The organism is Haemophilus haemolyticus M19501 (assembly GCF_000222025.1).
GTDB classification, from domain to species: Bacteria; Pseudomonadota; Gammaproteobacteria; order Enterobacterales; family Pasteurellaceae; genus Haemophilus; species Haemophilus haemolyticus_G.
In genome coordinates this window covers 23,413-44,414 of sequence record NZ_AFQO01000012.1, presented here as the reverse complement: position 1 = coordinate 44,414, position 21,002 = coordinate 23,413, and the positions used below count along the sequence as shown (strand labels likewise).

17 protein-coding genes and 1 other RNA gene are annotated in these 21,002 nt (G+C 39.7%); 14 read left to right on the top strand and 4 right to left on the bottom strand.

The window, feature by feature from the left end; genetic code table 11:
* Positions 1–136 precede the first annotated feature (136 nt).
* The 6 genes from napA (at position 137) to ftsN (ending at position 6,407) form a co-directional block, all read left to right on the top strand.
* Positions 137–2,620: a nitrate reductase catalytic subunit NapA gene (gene napA / locus GG9_RS02475; protein ID WP_005632153.1), complete on the top strand. Its 2,484-nt coding sequence runs from the start codon at positions 137–139 to the stop codon at positions 2,618–2,620.
* 54 nt (positions 2,621–2,674) lie between these two features.
* Positions 2,675–3,514, top strand: a complete 840-nt coding sequence (gene napG, locus GG9_RS02480) for a ferredoxin-type protein NapG (protein WP_005632149.1) — start codon at positions 2,675–2,677, stop codon at positions 3,512–3,514.
* Positions 3,514–4,377 (top strand): quinol dehydrogenase ferredoxin subunit NapH, encoded by an 864-nt coding sequence (gene napH / locus GG9_RS02485; RefSeq protein WP_005632147.1) that lies wholly within the window; start codon positions 3,514–3,516, stop codon positions 4,375–4,377. Before napG ends, napH begins: the two co-directional genes overlap by 1 nt.
* A 5-nt stretch (positions 4,378–4,382) precedes the next feature.
* Positions 4,383–4,826: a nitrate reductase cytochrome c-type subunit gene (locus GG9_RS02490; RefSeq protein WP_005632144.1), complete on the top strand. Its 444-nt coding sequence runs from the start codon at positions 4,383–4,385 to the stop codon at positions 4,824–4,826.
* Positions 4,827–4,840: 14 nt separating this feature from the next.
* On the top strand, positions 4,841–5,443 hold the full coding sequence (locus tag GG9_RS02495; protein ID WP_005632140.1) for a cytochrome c3 family protein: 603 nt from the start codon (positions 4,841–4,843) through the stop codon (positions 5,441–5,443).
* A gap of 175 nt (positions 5,444–5,618) precedes the next feature.
* Positions 5,619–6,407, top strand: a complete 789-nt coding sequence (gene ftsN / locus GG9_RS02500; protein ID WP_005632138.1) for a cell division protein FtsN — start codon at positions 5,619–5,621, stop codon at positions 6,405–6,407.
* A gap of 113 nt (positions 6,408–6,520) precedes the next feature.
* On the opposite strand, the gene proB is transcribed toward ftsN, so the two are convergent.
* Complete coding sequence (gene proB / locus GG9_RS02505) at positions 6,521–7,624, bottom strand: glutamate 5-kinase (protein WP_005632136.1); 1,104 nt, start codon at positions 7,622–7,624, stop codon at positions 6,521–6,523.
* A gap of 101 nt (positions 7,625–7,725) precedes the next feature.
* Here proB and folA point away from each other — a divergent pair, with 101 nt between their 5' ends.
* From folA to GG9_RS02525, 4 genes are all read left to right on the top strand, one after another.
* On the top strand, positions 7,726–8,208 hold the full coding sequence (gene folA, locus GG9_RS02510; protein ID WP_005632134.1) for a type 3 dihydrofolate reductase: 483 nt from the start codon (positions 7,726–7,728) through the stop codon (positions 8,206–8,208).
* Between the two features lie 170 nt (positions 8,209–8,378).
* Positions 8,379–9,551 (top strand): EmrA/EmrK family multidrug efflux transporter periplasmic adaptor subunit, encoded by a 1,173-nt coding sequence (locus GG9_RS02515; RefSeq protein ID WP_005632132.1) that lies wholly within the window; start codon positions 8,379–8,381, stop codon positions 9,549–9,551.
* Positions 9,552–9,560: 9 nt separating this feature from the next.
* Positions 9,561–11,093 (top strand): DHA2 family efflux MFS transporter permease subunit, encoded by a 1,533-nt coding sequence (locus tag GG9_RS02520; protein WP_005632131.1) that lies wholly within the window; start codon positions 9,561–9,563, stop codon positions 11,091–11,093.
* 400 nt (positions 11,094–11,493) lie between these two features.
* Positions 11,494–12,255 (top strand): HugZ family heme oxygenase, encoded by a 762-nt coding sequence (locus GG9_RS02525; RefSeq protein WP_005632130.1) that lies wholly within the window; start codon positions 11,494–11,496, stop codon positions 12,253–12,255.
* 116 nt (positions 12,256–12,371) lie between these two features.
* On the opposite strand, the gene GG9_RS02530 is transcribed toward GG9_RS02525, so the two are convergent.
* From GG9_RS02530 to polA, 3 genes are read right to left on the bottom strand one after another with little or no spacing between them, the layout of a single operon-like run.
* A complete protein-coding gene (locus GG9_RS02530) occupies positions 12,372–13,676 on the bottom strand; it encodes an L-cysteine desulfidase family protein (protein WP_005632129.1) in 1,305 nt (434 codons plus the stop codon).
* Positions 13,677–13,694: 18 nt separating this feature from the next.
* The gene (locus GG9_RS02535; RefSeq protein ID WP_005632128.1) at positions 13,695–14,009 is read right to left on the bottom strand and encodes a cupin domain-containing protein; all 315 of its coding nucleotides are present in this window, start codon (positions 14,007–14,009) and stop codon (positions 13,695–13,697) included.
* An 11-nt stretch (positions 14,010–14,020) separates the two neighbouring features.
* Positions 14,021–16,828: a DNA polymerase I gene (polA, locus tag GG9_RS02540; RefSeq protein ID WP_005632127.1), complete on the bottom strand. Its 2,808-nt coding sequence runs from the start codon at positions 16,826–16,828 to the stop codon at positions 14,021–14,023.
* 148 nt (positions 16,829–16,976) lie between these two features.
* Between polA and GG9_RS02545 the strand changes: the two genes are divergently transcribed.
* From GG9_RS02545 to clpB, 4 genes are all read left to right on the top strand, one after another.
* Entirely contained in the window at positions 16,977–17,279 is a 303-nt protein-coding gene (locus GG9_RS02545; protein ID WP_005632126.1) for a cell division protein ZapA, read from the top strand.
* 235 nt (positions 17,280–17,514) lie between these two features.
* Positions 17,515–17,712: non-coding RNA, 6S RNA (gene ssrS, locus GG9_RS09355), on the top strand.
* Positions 17,713–17,729: 17 nt separating this feature from the next.
* Positions 17,730–18,293, top strand: coding sequence for a 5-formyltetrahydrofolate cyclo-ligase (locus GG9_RS02550; RefSeq protein ID WP_005632124.1), 564 nt, complete (start codon positions 17,730–17,732; stop codon positions 18,291–18,293).
* Positions 18,294–18,421: 128 nt separating this feature from the next.
* Positions 18,422–20,992 carry an ATP-dependent chaperone ClpB gene (clpB, locus tag GG9_RS02555; RefSeq protein WP_005632122.1) on the top strand — a complete coding sequence of 857 codons (2,571 nt, stop codon included), beginning with the start codon at positions 18,422–18,424 and terminating at the stop codon, positions 20,990–20,992.
* The last annotated feature ends 10 nt before the right edge of the window (positions 20,993–21,002 follow it).

Sequence of the window (21,002 nt, the reverse complement as noted above, 5' to 3'; positions counted from 1 at the left end):
TTCTCTTGTAAGCAAGGGAAATGCTTAAAAGATAAAAGAAAAGTTTTTGTCTTTTATCGCAAGGCTACTGCCTTATAGGTGTGTAAAAAAAGTTTACATTTAATAATAAATCAGTGTTTAACGTGGGGGAAACGCGATGAGTTTAAGTCGTCGAGACTTTATGAAAGCCAACGCAGCTGTAGCTGCGGCAACGGCTGCGGGGCTAACCATCCCAGTCAAAAATGTGGTTGCGGCTGAATCCGAAATTAAATGGGACAAAGCAGTATGTCGTTTCTGTGGTACCGGTTGTGCAGTATTAGTGGGTACTAAAGATGGACGTGTTGTGGCATCTCAAGGCGATCCAGATGCAGAAGTAAACCGTGGTTTAAACTGTATTAAAGGTTACTTCTTACCGAAAATTATGTACGGTAAAGACCGTTTAACGCAGCCGCTTTTACGTATGACAAACGGAAAATTTGATAAGAACGGCGATTTTGCGCCTGTTTCTTGGGATTTTGCGTTCAAAACAATGGCTGAGAAATTCAAAGACGCGTTCAAAAAGAACGGGCAAAATGCAGTGGGTATGTTCACTTCTGGACAATCAACCATTTGGGAGGGCTATGCGAAGAACAAACTTTGGAAAGCAGGTTTTCGTTCTAACAACGTAGACCCGAATGCGCGTCACTGTATGGCATCTGCAGCGGTTGCATTTATGCGTACTTTTGGTATGGATGAACCAATGGGTTGTTATAATGATATTGAACAGGCAGATGCTTTTGTTCTTTGGGGATCAAATATGGCGGAAATGCACCCAATTTTGTGGTCGCGTATTACTGATCGCCGTATTTCTAATCCTGATGTTCGTGTTACTGTGCTTTCTACTTACGAACATCGTAGTTTTGAACTTGCTGATCACGGTTTGATATTTACACCGCAAACTGATTTGGCAATTATGAACTACATCATCAATTATCTTATTCAAAATAATGCGATTAATTGGGATTTTGTTAATAAACATACTAAATTTAAACGCGGAGAAACGAATATTGGCTATGGTTTACGTCCAGAGCATCCGTTAGAAAAAGACACGAATCGTAAAACAGCTGGGAAAATGCACGATTCTTCTTTTGAAGAATTAAAGCAACTTGTCTCAGAATATACAGTGGAAAAAGTATCGAAAATGTCTGGGTTAGATAAAGTTCAGCTAGAAACTTTAGCGAAACTTTATGCTGATCCAACGAAGAAAGTGGTTTCCTACTGGACAATGGGCTTTAACCAACATACACGTGGTGTGTGGGTAAACCAATTAATCTACAATATTCATTTACTTACTGGAAAAATCTCAATTCCAGGTTGTGGACCATTCTCATTAACTGGTCAGCCGTCTGCTTGTGGTACTGCGCGTGAAGTAGGTTCATTCCCTCATCGTTTACCAGCAGACTTAGTGGTAACTAATCCTAAACACCGTGAAACAGCGGAACGTATTTGGAAATTACCAAAAGGTACTATTTCTGAAAAAGTTGGTTTGCACACAATTGCACAAGACCGTGCAATGAACGACGGCAAAATGAATGTGCTATGGCAAATGTGTAACAACAATATGCAAGCTGGTCCAAACATTAATCAAGATCGTTTACCAGGCTGGCGTAAAGAAGGCAACTTTGTTGTTGTATCCGATCCTTACCCAACTGTATCCGCACTTTCTGCTGACTTAATTCTTCCAACTGCAATGTGGGTAGAAAAAGAAGGTGCTTACGGTAATGCGGAACGTCGTACTCAATTCTGGCGTCAACAAGTAAAAGCACCAGGTGAAGCAAAATCAGACTTATGGCAATTAATGGAGTTTGCAAAATACTTCACGACTGATGAAATGTGGGCAGAAGAATTACTTGCACAAATGCCTGAATATAGAGGTAAAACTTTATATGATGTGCTCTTCAGAAATGGTCAAGTAGATAAATTCCCGTTAAGCGAACTTGCTGAAGGTCAATTAAACGACGAATCAGAACACTTCGGTTACTATGTACACAAAGGTTTATTTGAAGAATATGCTGAATTTGGTCGTGGTCATGGTCATGACTTGGCTCCGTTTGAAATGTATCACAAAGCGCGTGGTTTACGCTGGCCGGTTGTCGAAGGTAAAGAAACCTTATGGCGTTACCGTGAAGGCTACGATCCGTACGTTAAAGAAGGTGAAGGTGTGGCATTCTACGGTTATCCAGACAAGAAAGCGATTATTCTTGCGGTACCTTATGAGCCTGCAGCTGAGTCTCCAGATAAAGAATATGACTTGTGGTTATCTACCGGTCGTGTTCTAGAGCATTGGCATACTGGTACTATGACTCGCCGTGTGCCTGAATTACACCGTGCTATGCCAAACAACCTTGTTTGGATGCACCCATTGGATGCTGAAGCTCGTGGTTTACGCCATGGCGATAAAATTAAGATTTCATCCCGTCGAGGCGAAATGATTTCTTACTTAGATACTCGCGGACGTAATAAACCACCTCGTGGCTTAGTATTTACCACTTTCTTTGATGCAGGTCAGCTTGCAAATAGCTTAACGCTAGATGCGACAGACCCAATCTCAAAAGAAACCGACTTCAAAAAATGTGCGGTAAAAGTGGAAAAGGCTGCGTAAAAACCATGTAAAAATCAACCGCACTTTATTTTCCCCTATCAATAAAAGAGGAAGATGAAAGTGCGGTTAAAATCTAAAAAGAAAATGAAGAAACCAGCTCTCAATCCTGAACGTAGAAAATTTCTCAAAGAAGCAACCCGTACTGCGGGTGGTTTAGCTGGTGTTGGGATTTTGTTGGGATTGCAGCAAAATCAAAGTCTTGCTCGTGAAGGTGTGCCATTACGCCCGCCGTTTGCTTTGCAAGATGCGAAAGCGTTTTCTGCCGCTTGTATTCGTTGTGGGCAATGTGTTCAAGCCTGTCCTTATGACATGCTGCATTTAGCATCTTTATTATCGTCAGTAGAAGCGGGAACACCGTATTTTATTGCGCGTGATAAACCTTGCGAAATGTGCCCTGACATTCCTTGTGCTCATGCTTGTCCAACTGGTGCGCTTGATCGCAATGCGACAAATATTAATGAGTCGCGTATGGGGCTGTCAGTACTGTTAGACCACGAAACTTGCTTGAACTGGCAAGGATTACGTTGTGATGTTTGTTATCGAGTTTGTCCATTAATCGATAAAGCGATTACATTGGAAAAACAACATAATCCACGTTCTGATAAGCATGCGTTATTTATTCCAACAGTACATTCTGATGCCTGTACCGGATGTGGGAAATGTGAGCAAGCTTGTGTGTTAGAAGAAGCAGCGATTAAAATTTTACCAATGGATCTTGCAAAAGGTATGTTAGGTAAACATTATCGTTTAGGTTGGGAAGAAAAAGCGAAAGCTGGTCATTCTCTTGCGCCTAAAGATATGATTTCGTTGCCAACTCGAACGCCAGAGGGAACTACAATAATGCCTGAACCAGCAGAACCCGTGCTTGCGCCTATTTTAGGGAGTGGCAAATAATGGCAAATGCACCAAAATTTGCAGGGAAAGAGGCTCAAGAAAAATGGGGCTGGTGGTATGCAAACCGCTTTTTGTTTTGGCGTCGATTAAGCCAACTTAGCATTCTTGCCATGTTTTTAAGCGGACCTTATTTTGGCGTGTGGATTTTAAAAGGTAATTATAGTGGAAGCTTATTGCTCGATACTATTCCATTAAGTGACCCGTTAATTACCGCTGAAAGCTTGGCTGCAAGACATTTACCAGATGCTCTAACCTTAATTGGTTCTGCAATTATTGTGTTATTTTACGCAGTACTCGGCAGTAAAGTGTTTTGTGGTTGGGTATGCCCACTAAATGTTGTGACGGACTGTGCTGCGTGGCTACGCCGTAAGTTAGGCATTCGCCAAACGGCAAAAATTTCGCGCGGTTTACGTTATGGCATTCTTGCGCTTATTTTACTAGGCAGTTGCGTAAGCGGAATGTTGCTTTGGGAGTGGGTTAATCCAGTGGCTGCACTTGGCCGTGCCTTTATATTTGGCTTTGGTGCAACAGGCTGGCTATTGCTTATTATTTTTCTTTTTGATTTATTGATTGCAGAACATGGCTGGTGTGGACACCTTTGCCCAATTGGTGCTGCTTATGGTGTGATTGGCGCAAAAAGTTTAATCCGTATCAAAGTGATTGATCGTGCTAAATGCGATAATTGTATGGATTGTTACAATGTTTGTCCCGAAGCCCAAGTGTTACGTTCACCTTTACATGGAAAAAAAGATGAAAGCCTACTTGTGCTTTCCAAAGATTGCATCAGCTGCGGACGTTGTATTGACGTTTGCGCTGAAAAAGTTTTTAAATTTTCGACCAGATTCGATCATTCAGGGGAGTGATTAATATGACTAAACAGGTATCTAAAATTTTAGCGGGATTATTTACCGCACTTTTTGCTGGCTCACTGATGGCATCTGATGCACCAGCAGTGGGAAAAGATTTAACTCAAGCGGCAGAAAATATTGCTCCAGCATTTCATAATGCACCGCGTCAAAGTGAATTACCAGCATTAAACTATGTAAACCAGCCTCCAATGGTTCCACATAGTGTTGCAAATTATCAAGTGACAAAAAATGCGAACCAATGTTTAAATTGTCACAGCCCAGAAAATTCTCGTTTGAGTGGTGCAACTCGAATCAGCCCAACTCATTTTATGGATCGTGATGGTAAAGTGGGTTCAAGCTCATCGCCACGTCGTTATTTCTGTTTACAATGTCACGTTTCTCAATCAAACGTAGATCCGATTGTTCCAAATGATTTCAAACCGATGAAAGGTTACGGAAACTAATTTAAGAGGTCTATATGTCTGAGAAAAAACCAAATATCTTAAAGCGTTTCTGGCAATGGTTTAGAAAACCAAGCCGTATGGCGATAGGTACGATTATTATCTTATCGGCTATTGGCGGTATCCTTTCTTGGGTGGGTTTTAACTATGGTCTAGAGAAAACTAACACTGAGCAGTTCTGTGCGAGCTGCCATACCCAAGATGCTTATCCAGAATATTTGCATAGCGTGCATTATCAAACTCGTACTGGTGTGGGGGCAAGTTGTCCAGATTGTCACGTACCACACGAATTTGGTGCAAAAATGAAACGTAAAATTGTTGCGGCGAAGGAAGTATTTGCTCACTATACTGGAAAAGTGGATACCTTAGAAAAATTCAACGCACATCGTTTAGAAATGGCTGAAAACGAATGGGCTCGTATGAAAGCTAACGATTCTAAAGAATGCCGTAACTGTCATAAAGTAGATCGTATGAACTTCAACGATCAACGTTCTGTGGCTGCACGTATGCATGAAAAAATGAAGACTGAAGGTAAAACTTGTATCGACTGTCACAAAGGTATTGCACACCAACTACCAGATATGAGTGGCGTTGAGTCAGGATTCAAAGACGAGAAATAATTTTTTCAAAATATTGTGAAAAAATACCGCGCTTAGCTAATAAGTGCGGTATTTTTATTTTGTGTTTATACACGATAATCTATTGATGTTAGTCTTTATTTAAAGCCTATTTTTCAGTAAACTTAGCAAGTTTTGTTGAATTACTAAAATATTACTTAAAATTTAGGAATTTATTGTGGCTCACCGAGATTTTGCCGCACGTCGCGGTTCAAATAATAAGAAAAAAACAAAAAAGAATAAGAATATTCTGATCATCCTCGCTTTAGTCATTGTGTTGGCTTTTGGCGTAGGGCTTTATTTGTTGAAAAATAAAAATAGCGAAGCTGTAGTGCAACAGGTTGCTACACAACAAGAAAAAACGCAACCTAAAAGTGTCTTACCTAATCGCCCGGAGGAAGTTTGGAGTTATATCAAAGCCTTAGAAACTCGAACTGTTCCTGTTGATAATAAACCTACAAGCGTAGAGCAAAATATGCGCTTAACCGAAGAACAACGCCAAGTTCTAGTTCAAATGGAAAAAGAACAACAAGCAGCGGAAGAGGCGCGTAAATTAGCGGAGCAACAACGTGCGGTAGAAACAGCGAAAGCTCAACAAGTGCAAGCTACGCCAAAAGTAGAGCAAGCGAAAAAGCCTGAAGCAGTAAAAACAGAAACAGTGCAACCTGAATCTACACAAAAACAAGAACAACCAAAAATTGAGGCAGCTAAAAAGGTTGAACAATCTAAAACTACAGATAATTTGAACGGTGGTAAAAAATTCGGTTTACAATGTGGCGCTTTCAAAAACAGAGCGCAAGCTGAAAATTTGCAAGGACGCTTATCAATGACTGGGTTAAATGCACAAGTACAAGTGAATGGTGAATGGAACCGTGTTCGTGTAGGTGGCTTTGCTAGTCGAGATGCTGCAGTGCAAGCGCAAAGTAAAGCCAAAAGTGTGGCAGATTGCGTTGTGATTGGTATGTAATGCTGATCTAACGTTGTTGAGTTATCTTGATACGTTAAATCTCTATTATTGAAATAAAAAAATCCCAACTAAAAGTGCGGTGCAATTAGTTGGGATTTTTTCATTAAGGATTATTACAAAATAATCATATCATCACGATGCATTGCCACCGCGCCATATTCATAGCCTAAAACATTTTCAATGTCTGCTGATTTTCGACCCTTAATTAATTGTAGGGCATCGCTGTTATAGCGTGGCATACCTAGTGCAATATCTTTACCCGATTGAGTGCGTATTTTGACTACTTCACCACGCGAAAAACGTCCTTCCACGTTAACAATGCCCGCGGGTAATAAGGATTTATTTTGTTCAAGAATAGCGTTTTGGGCCCCCTCATCAACAGTGATAATACCTGCAGATGGCGCAGCGAAAAGCCATTGTTTACGACTTTCTAATCGATCAGATTGGTGAGCAATAAATTTTGTACCAATATTTTGTTCATAAGCAAGATCAGCGATCACATTTGGGCGATTACCTGGTGCAATAATTGTTTCAATTCCAGAGCGAGTAGCAACATCGGCTGCAATGATTTTAGTCATCATTCCACCAGTGCCAAGATTCGTCCCACTGCCACCAGCGATTGATCGAATGTGATCCGTGATTTGTTCTACAACTGGAATTAATTTCGCTTCAGGATTTTTACGCGGGTCACTATCAAATAAACCTTGTTGATCAGTCAATAAATAAAGTTGTTCCGCTTGAACAAGAATAGCGACTAAGGCAGATAAATTGTCATTATCGCCTACTTTAATTTCTGCGGTCGCCACCGCATCATTTTCATTAATTACAGGAATAATGTGGTTATCTAAAAGTGCGTGTAAAGTATCTCGCGCATTTAAAAAACGTTCGCGATCTTCAATATCGGCACGAGTTAATAAAAGTTGTCCGATATGAATATCATAAATAGCAAATAATTTTTCCCAAGCCTGAATTAATTGGCTTTGACCAACCGCTGCAAGTAGTTGCTTTGAGGCAATAGTGGGTGGTAATTGAGGATGATTCAGATAATGGCGACCCGCTGCAATAGCGCCAGAAGTAACGATCACTATACGAAATCCATCATTATGCAGTTTTGCAATTTGACGAACGATTTCCATCATATGTGGCGAATTCAGTTTTGGCGAACCCTGAGTTAGCGTGCTTGTACCGAATTTCACAACAATTGTTTTTTTGTTCATAGTCCTTTCCCAAGTTCTTAAAATTGGTATTAACGTTATCACTAAATCAATGACAAATCACTTAATATCAGGTATAGTAACGGCAAATTTTAGGGGGACTTATGACATTTAGTTTAATTGTAGCGACGACATTAAATAGTGTAATTGGTAAAGATAACCAAATACCTTGGCACTTGCCTGCAGATTTAGCTTGGTTTCGTCAGAACACCACTGGTAAACCTGTCATCATGGGACGTAAAACGTTTGAAAGTATTGGTCGCCCGCTACCTAAACGCACTAATATCGTACTTTCTCGTCAGCCCTTTGAACGAGAAGGCGTGGTATGGAAAGATAGCCTTGAAAGTGCGGTCTATTTTGTCAGAGATTTTGATGAAATTATGCTGCTTGGTGGGGGAGAGTTATTCAAACAATATTTGCCACAAGCGGACAAGTTATACCTTACTCAAATTCAAACAGAACTAGATGGCGATACTTTTTTCCCTCAATTAAATTGGGAGGAGTGGGAAATTGAATTTGATGAATATCGTAAGGCAGATGAACAAAATCGCTATGATTGCCGATTTTTAATTCTTACCCGAAAATAAATCAGATAAATGAAACAATACTTCTAGAACATTCATTAATCTAGCAAACAAAGAGATGATGATTTCCCCTTGAGTTCCCCTTTTTAAAGTTTCATAATGACCTTTCATTTTATTTTTGATAGTTTTAAATATCCCATTTTTAAACATTATCCCAAATCAGGGAAGGCATTATGACGCAAACTGCAACTGAAAACCCATCAACTAAATCTGTATCAAATAAAACTAACCGTAAAAAAAGCTTAAGCATTTTTATTCTTGTCCTGCTTATTATTAGTATTGCTTGTGCTTTGTATTGGTTTTTCTTCTTGAAAGATTTTGAAGAAACAGAAGATGCTTATGTGGAGGGGAATCAAGTGATGGTGTCATCACAAGTTGCGGGTAATGTAGCGAAGATTCATGCTGACAATATGGATAAAGTCCATGCAGGTGATATTCTAGTTGAATTGGATGATACGAATGCGAAACTTAGTTTCGAACAGGCAAAAAGCAATCTCGCCAATGCTGTACGTCAGGTAGAACAACTCGGTTTCACTGTGCAACAATTGCAATCAGCTGTGCACGCCAATGAAATTTCTTTAGCTCAAGCACAAGGCAATTTGGCGCGCCGAGTTCAACTTGAAAAAATGGGCGCGATTGATAAAGAATCTTTCCAACACGCAAAAGAAGCCGTCGAGCTTTCCAAAGCAAATTTAAATTCTTCTAGAAATCAATTAGCAGCCAATCAGGCTTTATTGAGTAACGTTCCATTACGTCAACAACCGCAAATACAGAACGCAATGAGTTCACTCAAACAGGCTTGGTTGAATTTACAACGTACAAAAATTAGAAGTCCAATTGATGGCTATGTGGCGCGTCGTAATGCTCAGGTTGGGCAAGCCGTTTCAGTGGGTGGCGCGTTAATGGCGGTGGTATCTAATGAGCAAATGTGGTTGGAAGCTAACTTCAAAGAAACCCAATTAACGAATATGCGTATTGGCCAGCCGGTGAAAATTCATTTTGATTTATACGGTAAAAATAAAGAATTTGATGGCGTGATAAATGGTATTGAAATGGGGACAGGCAATGCGTTTTCTCTTTTGCCTTCACAAAATGCCACTGGTAACTGGATTAAGGTGGTGCAACGTGTACCTGTGCGAATTAAATTAGATCCACAACAATTTGCTGAGACACCATTACGAATTGGTCTTTCTGCAACGGCAAAAGTAAGAATTGCAGATTCATCTGGCCCAATGTTGCGAGAAAAATCAGAACCAAAAACGTTATTTGCGACTGATACACTTAAATATGATGAAAGTGCGGTAGAAGATTTGATTGAATCTATCATTCAGCAAAACAGCCATTAAGGCGGCGTTATGGACAGTTCCGCAAAAAAATTCCCGCCTATTCAAGGTGGCGCCCTGATTTTATTGACGCTGGCTTTATCTCTTGCCACCTTTATGCAAGTATTAGATTCTACCATTGCAAATGTGGCAATTCCTACTATTGCGGGCGATCTTGGCGCATCTTTTAGTCAAGGTACGTGGGTAATCACTTCTTTTGGTGTGGCAAACGCGATTTCTATTCCAATAACAGGTTGGTTAGCAAAACGTTTTGGCGAAGTGCGGTTATTTTTAGTCTCAACTTTTTTATTCGTTGTCTCTTCTTGGCTTTGTGGGATTGCAGATAGTCTTGAGGCATTAATTATTTTTCGCGTCATTCAAGGTGCTGTCGCAGGCCCCGTGATCCCTCTTTCGCAAAGTTTATTATTAAATAATTATCCACCCGAAAAACGAGGAATGGCTTTAGCCTTTTGGTCGATGACCATTGTGGTAGCGCCTATTTTTGGCCCAATTTTAGGCGGATGGATTAGTGATAATATCCACTGGGGATGGATTTTCTTTATCAATGTTCCGATTGGTTTACTAGTTGTGCTAATCAGTTGGAAGATTTTGGGTAGCAGAGAAAGTGAAATTGTTCATCAACCTATTGATAAAGTCGGTTTAGTTTTACTTGTCTTAGGCGTGGGATGTTTGCAATTAATGCTTGATCAGGGGCGTGAGCAAGATTGGTTTAATTCTAATGAAATCATTATATTAGCTGTTGTTGCTGTTGTTTGTCTGATTGCTTTGGTTATTTGGGAATTGACAGATGATAATCCTGTAGTAGATATTTCGCTTTTCCATTCTCGTAATTTTAGCGTAGGGTGTTTATGTACCAGTTTAGCCTTTTTGATTTATTTAGGTTCTGTGGTATTAATTCCGCTCTTGCTACAACAAGTCTTCCATTACACCGCGACGTGGGCTGGGCTTGCGGCTTCCCCAGTTGGATTATTCCCAATTTTGCTTTCACCGATTATTGGGCGTTTCGGCTATAAGATCGATATGCGAATTTTAGTGACGATAAGTTTTATTGTATATGCAATAACATTTTATTGGCGAGCGGTGACTTTCGAGCCATCAATGACTTTTGCTGATGTGGCTTTACCACAATTAGTGCAAGGTTTAGCGGTAGCCTGTTTCTTTATGCCTCTTACCACGATAACCTTGTCTGGTTTACCTGCGCATAAAATGGCTTCAGCCTCTAGCTTATTTAACTTCTTGAGAACTTTAGCGGGTTCTGTAGGGACATCTTTAACCACATTTATGTGGTATAACCGTGAAGCTGTTCATCATACTCAATTAACAGAACACATTAATCCTTATAACCCAATTTCCCAAAGTTTTTACCATCAAATGAATCAATTTGGTTTAAGTGATACCCAAATTTCAGCTTACATTGCTCAACAAATAACATCGCAAGGATTTATTATTGGCGCAAATGAAATATTTTGGTTATCAGCTATGGGATTTTTAGGATTGTTTATTGTGATTTGGTTTGCAAAACCACCTTTTGGTGGGCGTCATTAGTATCATATTATTCAAAATTTGAATGATTTAGCCTCAAAATGTATCAATGTAAACGTTGTTGACATTACGAATATTGGCAAACCTTGCAAAGTCATTCGGTCAATGTTGGGTGGAATAGCGGCGGAGTTTACTCGGGTATTCGGTGTGCAGGAAATTGCTTGTCAGATGGGAAGCAGCCGCCTCCGCGCGGCTGTGTGTTGGAACTCTCACACTTTAAGCCAAGGGCAACCCTTACAACGCAGCTGTTTCAGCCAGCATATGTTAAAGTAGTTCTGTTTTTTATTCTTTAAATGTTATTTTTTTGTTAAATATATTTTACTTGAGTATAATACTCAACATTATTCCTCACGGAAGAGAATCCGTAGAATAATGAGATTAATTGTAAATATAAGGAACAAAAATGGATTTCAATAGAATTATCACTCACATGAATGATCATCACCAAGATGATATGGCTGCCCTTTGTAAAAAATTTGGGGGCGTAAATGAAATCACGGATGTGACATTAGTTAATGTAGATTTTGGTGGTTTAGATTTTAAATATAATGGCGACAAAACATTACGCGTAGAATTTCCGCAACAAGCTGACGAAGGTTCAATTAAACAAGCGATCATCAATCTTTGTGTAGAAAATAAACCAGTTGCAAATTACGATCGTATCAAAGCTAAAATTGATGAATTTCGTCAAGAATTTAAAAGCTGTGTGCTTGCCACTTTAGATAAAGATGGCTTACCGATGGCATCTTATGCGCCAATTATTTCGCTTGATGGAAAATATTATATTTATATCAGTGCCATTGCAGAGCATTATGACAATTTAAAACGTAATCCTAATCAAGTAGAAGTGATGTTTTTAGAAGATGAAAGCAAAGCTAAATCAATTATTGTGCGTACTCGCTTACGTTATAAAGCAAGTGCACGTTTTATTCCTCGTGAAGATCCAATTGTTGAAAAAGTCTTAGATAAATTAGCAGAAACTATGAATGATGTAGGCGGAATTAAAACAATTCGTGAATTTACTGATTTTGATTTAGTTGAACTTACATTTGGAACAGGTCGTTTTGTAAGAGGTTTTGGCCAAGCTTATTTGATTGATGCTAATGGGGAAATTTCTCATATTGGTGTCAAAGGCAATCCACACGAAAAAGAAAGCGATAAATAATATCGTCTCTTAATGAAGATAAAGGGTTGAGTGTAAATTTATACTCAACCCTTTTGTTTACGATAAATTTGAGTGAAATTGAAATTTCTTTATTTTTTCACCGCACTTTATTTTCATTAAGGACAAGGTTTACTCACCATGATTTCAATAACCTGTCTGTCGATATGTTGCATACTTTTTGATGCAATAGCGCAGAGATTATCAATGGTTCGATCAAGATCGTGTTCAACAATACCTTCATTACCAGTAACGTGGGTTTCATCCATTGCCATAAGTACCGATTTATAGCCTGAAGCAACGCTGGTGGAGACTTTCATTGCACAGCTATTGGCGGCACCATCACAGATGATGCCACTAATATCGCCAATCATACTGCAAATGCCCATACTGGCTGTTTCAAATTTGCCTGTGAGTAAATAAGCAATACCAGCACAGCTTCCCATTGATGCCGTAGTCACAGCGCAAAGTGCGGAGAGTTTTGGTAATTTACTATGAATATAAATGGCCATTAAATGTGATAAGAAAAGTGCGCGGATTCGTTTTTCTTCACTCACCTTGAGATAATCTGCAACGACGACAACGGGCATCGTTGCAGCGATCCCTTGATTGCCCGAACCAGAATTGCTCATCGCTGGCAAAGTTGCTCCGCCCATTCTTGCATCTGATGCGGCGGTGGTTTCAATCATAATTTTGCTTAACAAATCATCAGAAATTAAACCGCTACCCACTTGTTTTCTCAATGTGCGGCCAATATGCAAGCCATAATTTTCTCGTAAACCTTCATCTGAAAGTGCTCGATTAAGCTCTGCAGCTTGGCTAATAAAACGAATTTTTTCTAATTCAACCGCATTGGAAAATCCAAAAATCTCGCGTGCACTAATTTGTTTAAAAACCTCATAAGGATCGCAATTAGTACATTCATCTTCCACTTTCTGAAAAATGATTTCACCATTTTTTTCGATCAAAATAACATTGGTATGCTGATCTTGAATGACTACTTTCACGTAATCATTATCGGCAAACAATGTTGATTCTGAATATAAAATATGCTCGGTTTGATGAATATCTACACTCACTAATTTTTGTTCAAGCATAGATTTAGCGGCAATAACTTGCTCTGGCGTAATATGTTTTAATACTTCTAAACCGCCATCTGGATTACCGCCTAATGCGCCAATTGCCGCAGCAATGGGTAATCCCACCATGCCCGTTCCCGGTACTGCAACGCCCAATCCATTTTTCATTAAGTTTGGCGACACCTTGGCTTCAATACGTTCAGGTGTTTTGCCTAAATATTTAGCCGCTGTAGCAGATGCGAGCGCAAGAGAAATGGGTTCAGTACAGCCTAGGGCTGGCACAACATCATGTTTAACGATGTGGAGTAATGGTTTTTCAATTTCGTTAAGTCTTTCTTGATTCATAAAATTCTTTTTAATTTGTTAAATACTGTCTTCTTTCTCTATGACTAATATACGCGCTTCACCTTGTGGATGAGCAACATGTTCGGTACCGATACCCGCATAAAAAATATCACCCGTATGGAGCAATACGGCTTTCTCTTGACCATCTTCTTTGTAGCGCATTTCCACCGTACCATCCATGACAGCAAAGACTTCTTCACCGTCATTGATATGCCATTTGTAAGGTTTATCTGTCCAGTGCAGACGCACCGAAATACCATTCATATTGGTAATATCGAGGGCTCCCCAAGCACGTTCTGCCGTAAAGTGGCGACTTTTAATAACTTTATTCATGATTAAATTCCTTAGTGCGCTTCATCCCAATTTTGTCCAACACCCACTTCCACAATCAACGGAACAACTAATTTCGCAGCGGCTTCCATGTGTTGTTTAATTTGCTCACGGAAAAACGCGACTTTTTCTGACCGCACTTCAAACACTAATTCATCATGTACTTGCATAATCATTTCAATATTTGGATCGTGACGGATTACTTCATCAAGTTTAATCATCGCTCGTTTAATAATATCCGCAGCAGTGCCTTGCATCGGTGCATTTATCGCTACACGTTCAGCCCCTTTACGACGCATTGCATTGCTAGAATTAATATCAGGTAAATATAAACGGCGACCAAATAGCGTTTCCACATAGCCTTGTGCTTTCGCTTTTTCACGGATATCGGTCATAAATTGCTGTACGCCAGGGTAGCGTTGGAAATATAAATCCATGTATTTTTGTGCATCTGGACGGGAAATACCAAGTTGGCGTGAAAGTCCAAAGGCGGACATTCCATAAATTAAGCCGAAATTAATCGCTTTAGCATTGCGACGTTGCTCACTGGTGACTTCATCTAATGATACACCGAAGATTTCAGCTGCCGTAGAGCGATGGATATCCTTGCCTTGCGAGAACGCATTAATTAAGCCTTGATCGCCTGATAGGTGCGCCATAATACGTAACTCAATTTGAGAATAGTCAGCGGCGACAATCGAATAACCTTCACGCGCGATAAATGCTTGTCGAATACGACGACCTTCTTCATTCCGAATTGGAATATTTTGTAGGTTGGGATCGCTTGATGATAAACGCCCTGTCGCCGTGACCGCTTGATGATAAGAGGTATGCACTCGCCCCGTTTGTGAATTGACCATTTGAGGCAGTTTATCCGTATAAGTGGATTTGAGTTTACTCAAGCCACGATGTTCGACCAAAATTTTTGGTAATTCGTGGCTATAGGCTAATTCTTCCAATACTTCTTCATTCGTTGATGGCGCACCTTTGGGAGTTTTTTGTAAAACTGGTAGCCCAAGTTTATCGAACAAAATTTCTTGTAATTGTTTGGTGGAGGCTAAATTAAATGGCTGCCCCGCTAATGCGTAAGCTTGTTCTTCAAGTGCGGTTAATCTTGTGGCAATTTCGTTAGATTGCATAAAGAGGGCATCACTATCAATCAAAACCCCCGTACGTTCCATGCGAGAAAGCACATGAAGTAATGGTAATTCCATTGTTTCATACAATTCAACAAGTGTTGGTTCTTCTTGCAGTTTCAACCACAGTGCTTGTTGTAATTTCATTGTCACATCCGCATCTTCTGCTGCGTATTCAGTGGCTTGTTCTAAGGGGATTTGATTAAACGTAAGCTGGCCTTTCCCTTTTCCTGCAATGCTTTCAAATGCGATAGTCTCATGCCCTAAATAACGTTTAGCTAAATCGTCCATATTATGACGACCCGTACTATTTAGCATATAAGAAAGCAACATTGTATCAAATTCAACACCTTGTAATTCAATGCCATGACGGGCAAAAATACTTTCATCAAATTTAATATTTTGTCCAATTTTGTGAATGTCAGGATTTTCTAAAATTGGTTTGATAGCCGCAAGTGCGGTCGATTTTTCGAGTGTTTTTGGTGCATCCAAATAATCTAATTGCAATGGCAAATAAGCGGCTTCGCCATTTTCAAGAGCAAAAGAGATACCTACTAAATTCGCAGACATATAATCAAGACTGTCGGTTTCGGTATCGACTGCAATGAGTTTTTCAGCATTGAGTTTTTCAATCCAGCGCGTTAAATCCGTTTGAGTGAGCAAGGTTTCATATTTTGTACGATCGATTTGAATTTTAGGCGCATTTTCCACCGCACTATTTCCCACCGAATTTTGAGCTGGTGATGTCGCTTGATACTGGTTCATTTTCACAGGCTGTTCAGTGGTTTGAGTAATAGAATCTGAGCCATTCATTACTTCATTAAGCCAGCGTTTAAATTCGTAGCGAGCAAAATATTCGATGAGTTGATCATTTTGACTTTCTCCAAGCAACAATTGATCTGTTGTCACGTTAAGTTCAACATCTGTTTTGATGGTTGCCAATGTATAAGAAAGATCGGCATTAGTTTTTTCAGCCAATAATTTTTCACCTAGTTTTTTCGCACCACGAATTGGCAATTCTGCTACTTTTTCTAGATTGGCATAAATTTCAGCCATACTTCCGATGCCTTGTAGTAAACCAAGCGCAGTTTTTTCGCCCACGCCAGCAACGCCGGGAATGTTATCTGCACTATCGCCCATGAGCGCTAGATAATCAATGATGAGTTCAGGTGGAATACCGTATTTTTCAATCACACCCTCTCGATCCAATAAGCTATTATTCATGGTGTTGATGAGCATAATATTGTCATCAACTAACTGTGCCATATCTTTATCGCCCGTACTAATGAGCACTTTTTTACCCAAACGAGATGCTTGTAGTGCGAGCGTGCCGATCACATCATCTGCCTCAACACCTTCCACTACTAAAAGCGGAATCCCCAGTGCACGAATCATATCGTGCAAAGGCTGAATTTGTTTGCGTAAATCATCAGGCATTGGCGGTCGATGAGATTTATATTGTTCAAACATTTCATCACGAAATGTTTTCCCTTTTGCATCAAAAACAACAGCTATATGAGTGGGCTGCACTTGTGAGATGAGGCTTTTTAACATATTTAAAACGCCATACATCGCACCTGTTGGCTCACCTGCAGCATTAGTTAAAGGAGGAAAGGCATGAAATGCACGATATAAATAAGAAGAACCATCCACTAGCACAAGCGGATTTGTTGCAATTTGGGCCATAAAAATCTCGTTTTAAACTGAAAAATGCGGGCATTATAGCGTAATTTATGGTGATGAGCGAACGGCGGATTCAATGTAAAATTTGTGACGAACGTTTTTTGCTATGGCATAATATCAGCCACTCAAATATTTAATTTAAGGAAATCAAATGTCGTTAAAATTGGTCGAAATTTTAGTTTTGGGTCAGGTCTTGCGTTTAAACGTGCCCGTTGAACAAGAAGAATTACTGCGCCAAGCTGCGCGTAATCTAGATATATTGGTTTCCGAAATGAAAGAAAAGACAGGCCTTATTCAGCTTGATCGTGTGCTTTCGATAGTGGCGCTCAATTTGAGTTTTGAATTAAGCCAAGAAAAAAATAAAGCGGCTAAAATTGAAGAGGTATTGAGAACGGGTATCCAGCAATTAGACCATTCGTTAGAAAATATCCGTGTCAATAAAGAACAATATTAAATTGGAAAGTGCGGTGGAATTGAGCTGAGATTTTTAAACTAGAAGACACAGTTAATTCGGTTCAGTAATTAAAAAAATCACCGCTATGTCTTTTAGATAGCCCTTCCGAATATCGAGAAATACCTAAAACTAATTTGTGTTATCACACTCTTTTGCCGTTTTATAAGCAACTCGTTAAAATTGATAAATAAATGCTAGTCAATACTGAGAATTTGGGCTAGTATAAACCTATAAGAATTACCTGGAGTGTTCGTCAGTAGGCTATGTCCCTGAGCCGATACTTTAAATCTTATAAATTGGTTTCCTATCGTTGGTGTGTAGGCTTAACCTTTGACTCGTTCATTGGGCTAAGAAACCTGAAAACGGTATCAACTGATTTCCTTGAACCGTCGGGTTCAAGGACTACTGCCCGCAGCGGCACTCTGGGTCCTATCTTCTCCTTTCATTTCTATGAATACTCAAAAACGCCAGCAAATCCGCGCTGAAATTCGAAAAATACGCGCAAATTTAACCGCACTTCAACAGAAAAAAGCTGAACAATCAGTGACTGAACAGGCGTTAAATCTTATCGATCAACGACAAGCCAAAAATATTGCATTATATTTTTCTTTTGATGGCGAAATTTCTACGAAAGCCTTAATCCAATCCCTTTGGGCGCAAAACAAAAATATGTATTTGCCTGTTTTACATCCTTTTACTAAACATCATTTATTGTTCTTACGCTATTTGCCTGATACGCCAATGAAACAAAATCAGTTTGGTATTTGGGAGCCTAAGCTGAATGTTCAAAATATCTTGCCATTAAATGAACTGGATATTTTATTTACGCCGTTAGTGGCTTTTGATAAACAGGGAAATCGCCTTGGCATGGGCGGTGGATTTTATGATCGCACGTTGCAGAATTGGCAAGATAAATCTTTTATTCCAGTAGGTTTAGCGCATCAATGTCAGAAAGTAGAAAATCTTCCCACTGAGCATTGGGATGTCCCACTATTCGATATTTTGGTGGGCTGAAACCTATCATCAGATTTTTATTGATAGATAAAATCAAAAATATTTCATTTTTTCTCTTGAAATCCTTTCAAACGATCTTACTTAATTTGGGCAAACGGCGAAAGCCAAAACCAAATTAAGGAAAGTGTATGAACATTGAAAAATTTACAACAAAATTCCAAGAAGCGTTAAGCGAAGCACAATCACTTGCTATCGGAAAAGACAATCAATTTATTGAACCCGTACATTTATTGACCGCACTTTTAAATCAACAGGGCGGCTCCATTGCACCAATTTTAACTGCAAGTGGCGTAAATGTGACTTTATTACGTAATGAGTTAAAGACTGAACTAAATAAATTGCCACAAGTGATTGGCAATGGTGGTGATGTGCAATTTTCACGCCAGCTCATTAATTTACTCAATCTATGCGATAAATTTGCACAACAAAACCAAGATAAATTTATTTCGAGCGAATTATTTTTGCTTGCAGCTTTAGAAGAACGAGGAACGATCAGCGATATTTTGAAAAAGTGCGGTGCGAAAAAAGAACAAATTTCGCAAGCCATCCAGCAAATTAGAGGGGGACAAAAGGTGAACGATCAAAATGCAGAAGAAAGCAGACAAGCATTAGAAAAATATACGATTGATTTAACTGCTCGTGCAGAAAGTGGCAAACTTGATCCTGTAATTGGACGTGATGAAGAAATTCGTCGAGCCATTCAAGTATTACAACGTCGTACCAAAAATAACCCAGTGTTAATTGGTGAGCCTGGTGTAGGTAAAACCGCTATCGTGGAAGGCTTGGCACAACGCATTGTAAATGGTGAAGTGCCAGAAGGTTTGAAAAATAAACGCGTACTTTCATTAGATATGGGCGCACTGATTGCTGGTGCGAAATATCGTGGTGAATTTGAAGAACGTTTAAAAGCTGTTTTAAATGAGTTATCAAAAGAAGAAGGTCGCATTATCCTCTTTATTGATGAAATTCATACTATGGTCGGCGCGGGTAAAACCGATGGTGCGATGGATGCGGGTAACTTATTAAAACCAAGTTTAGCGCGCGGTGAATTACATTGTGTGGGTGCAACAACGTTAGACGAATATCGTCAATATATCGAAAAAGATGCCGCACTTGAGCGTCGTTTCCAAAAAGTCTTTGTGGACGAACCAAGTGTAGAAGATACTATTGCGATCTTACGTGGTTTGAAAGAACGCTATGAGATCCATCACCATGTAGATATTACTGACCCAGCAATCGTAGCAGCAGCAACGCTTTCACATCGTTATATTTCTGATCGTCAGTTACCAGATAAAGCGATTGATTTGATCGATGAAGCGGCGTCTAGCATTCGTATGGAAATAGATTCTAAACCTGAACCGCTTGATCGTCTTGAACGTCGTATTATCCAATTAAAATTGGAACAGCAGGCGTTACAAAAAGAAGAAGACGAAGCAAGTCGCAAACGTTTAGAAATGTTAGAGAAAGAATTAGCTGAAAAAGAACGTGAATATGCCGAACTTGAAGAAGTGTGGAAATCTGAAAAAGCCACGCTTTCTGGTTCTCAACATATTAAACAAGAATTAGATACTGCAAAAACCGAACTAGAACAAGCTCGCCGTGCGGGGGATTTGGCGAAAATGTCAGAGTTGCAATATGGCCGCATCCCTGCGCTTGAAAAGCAACTCGAGCAAGCTGAAACCAGCGAAGGAAAAGAAATGACGCTTTTACGCTATCGTGTCACGGATGAAGAAATCGCAGAAGTGCTTTCTAAAGCCACAGGCATCCCAGTATCAAAAATGATGGAAGGCGAGAAAGAAAAACTCTTGCGCATGGAAGATGAACTACATAAACGAGTGATTGGCCAAGAAGAAGCGGTTGATGCAGTAGCAAACGCGATTCGTCGTAGCCGTGCTGGTCTTTCCGATCCTAATCGCCCAATTGGTTCTTTCTTGTTCCTAGGGCCGACAGGTGTAGGTAAAACTGAGCTTTGCAAAACTTTGGCGAAATTCTTGTTTGATAGTGAAGATGCGATGGTACGTATTGATATGTCAGAGTTTATGGAAAAACACAGTGTCTCTCGCTTAGTCGGAGCTCCTCCAGGCTATGTAGGCTATGAAGAAGGTGGTTACTTAACTGAAGCTGTTCGTCGTCGTCCTTATTCAGTGATTTTGCTCGATGAAGTGGAAAAAGCACATGCAGACATATTCAATATCTTATTACAAGTATTGGATGATGGTCGTTTAACTGACGGGCAAGGTCGTACTGTAGACTTCCGTAACACTGTGGTAATTATGACCTCTAACTTAGGTTCTGATTTAATCCAAGGTAATAAAGACGAAAGCTATAGCGAAATGAAAGCCTTAGTGATGTCAGTGGTAAGCCAACATTTCCGCCCAGAATTTATCAATCGTATTGACGAAACCGTGGTATTCCATCCACTTGGTAAAGAAAATATCCGTGCGATTGCAAGTATCCAATTAGAACGCTTAGCAAAACGTATGGAAACTCGTGGATACGAATTGGTGTTTACCGATGCTTTATTAGACTTCATTGGCGAAGTGGGATACGACCCAATTTATGGTGCACGTCCATTGAAACGTGCTATTCAACAAGAAATTGAAAACAGCTTGGCACAACAAATTCTATCTGGTGCGTTATTACCTGGTAAGGTTGTTACCATTGATTATGCCAACGCAGAAGTTCAAGCGAGACAATAGGTGTTAAAAA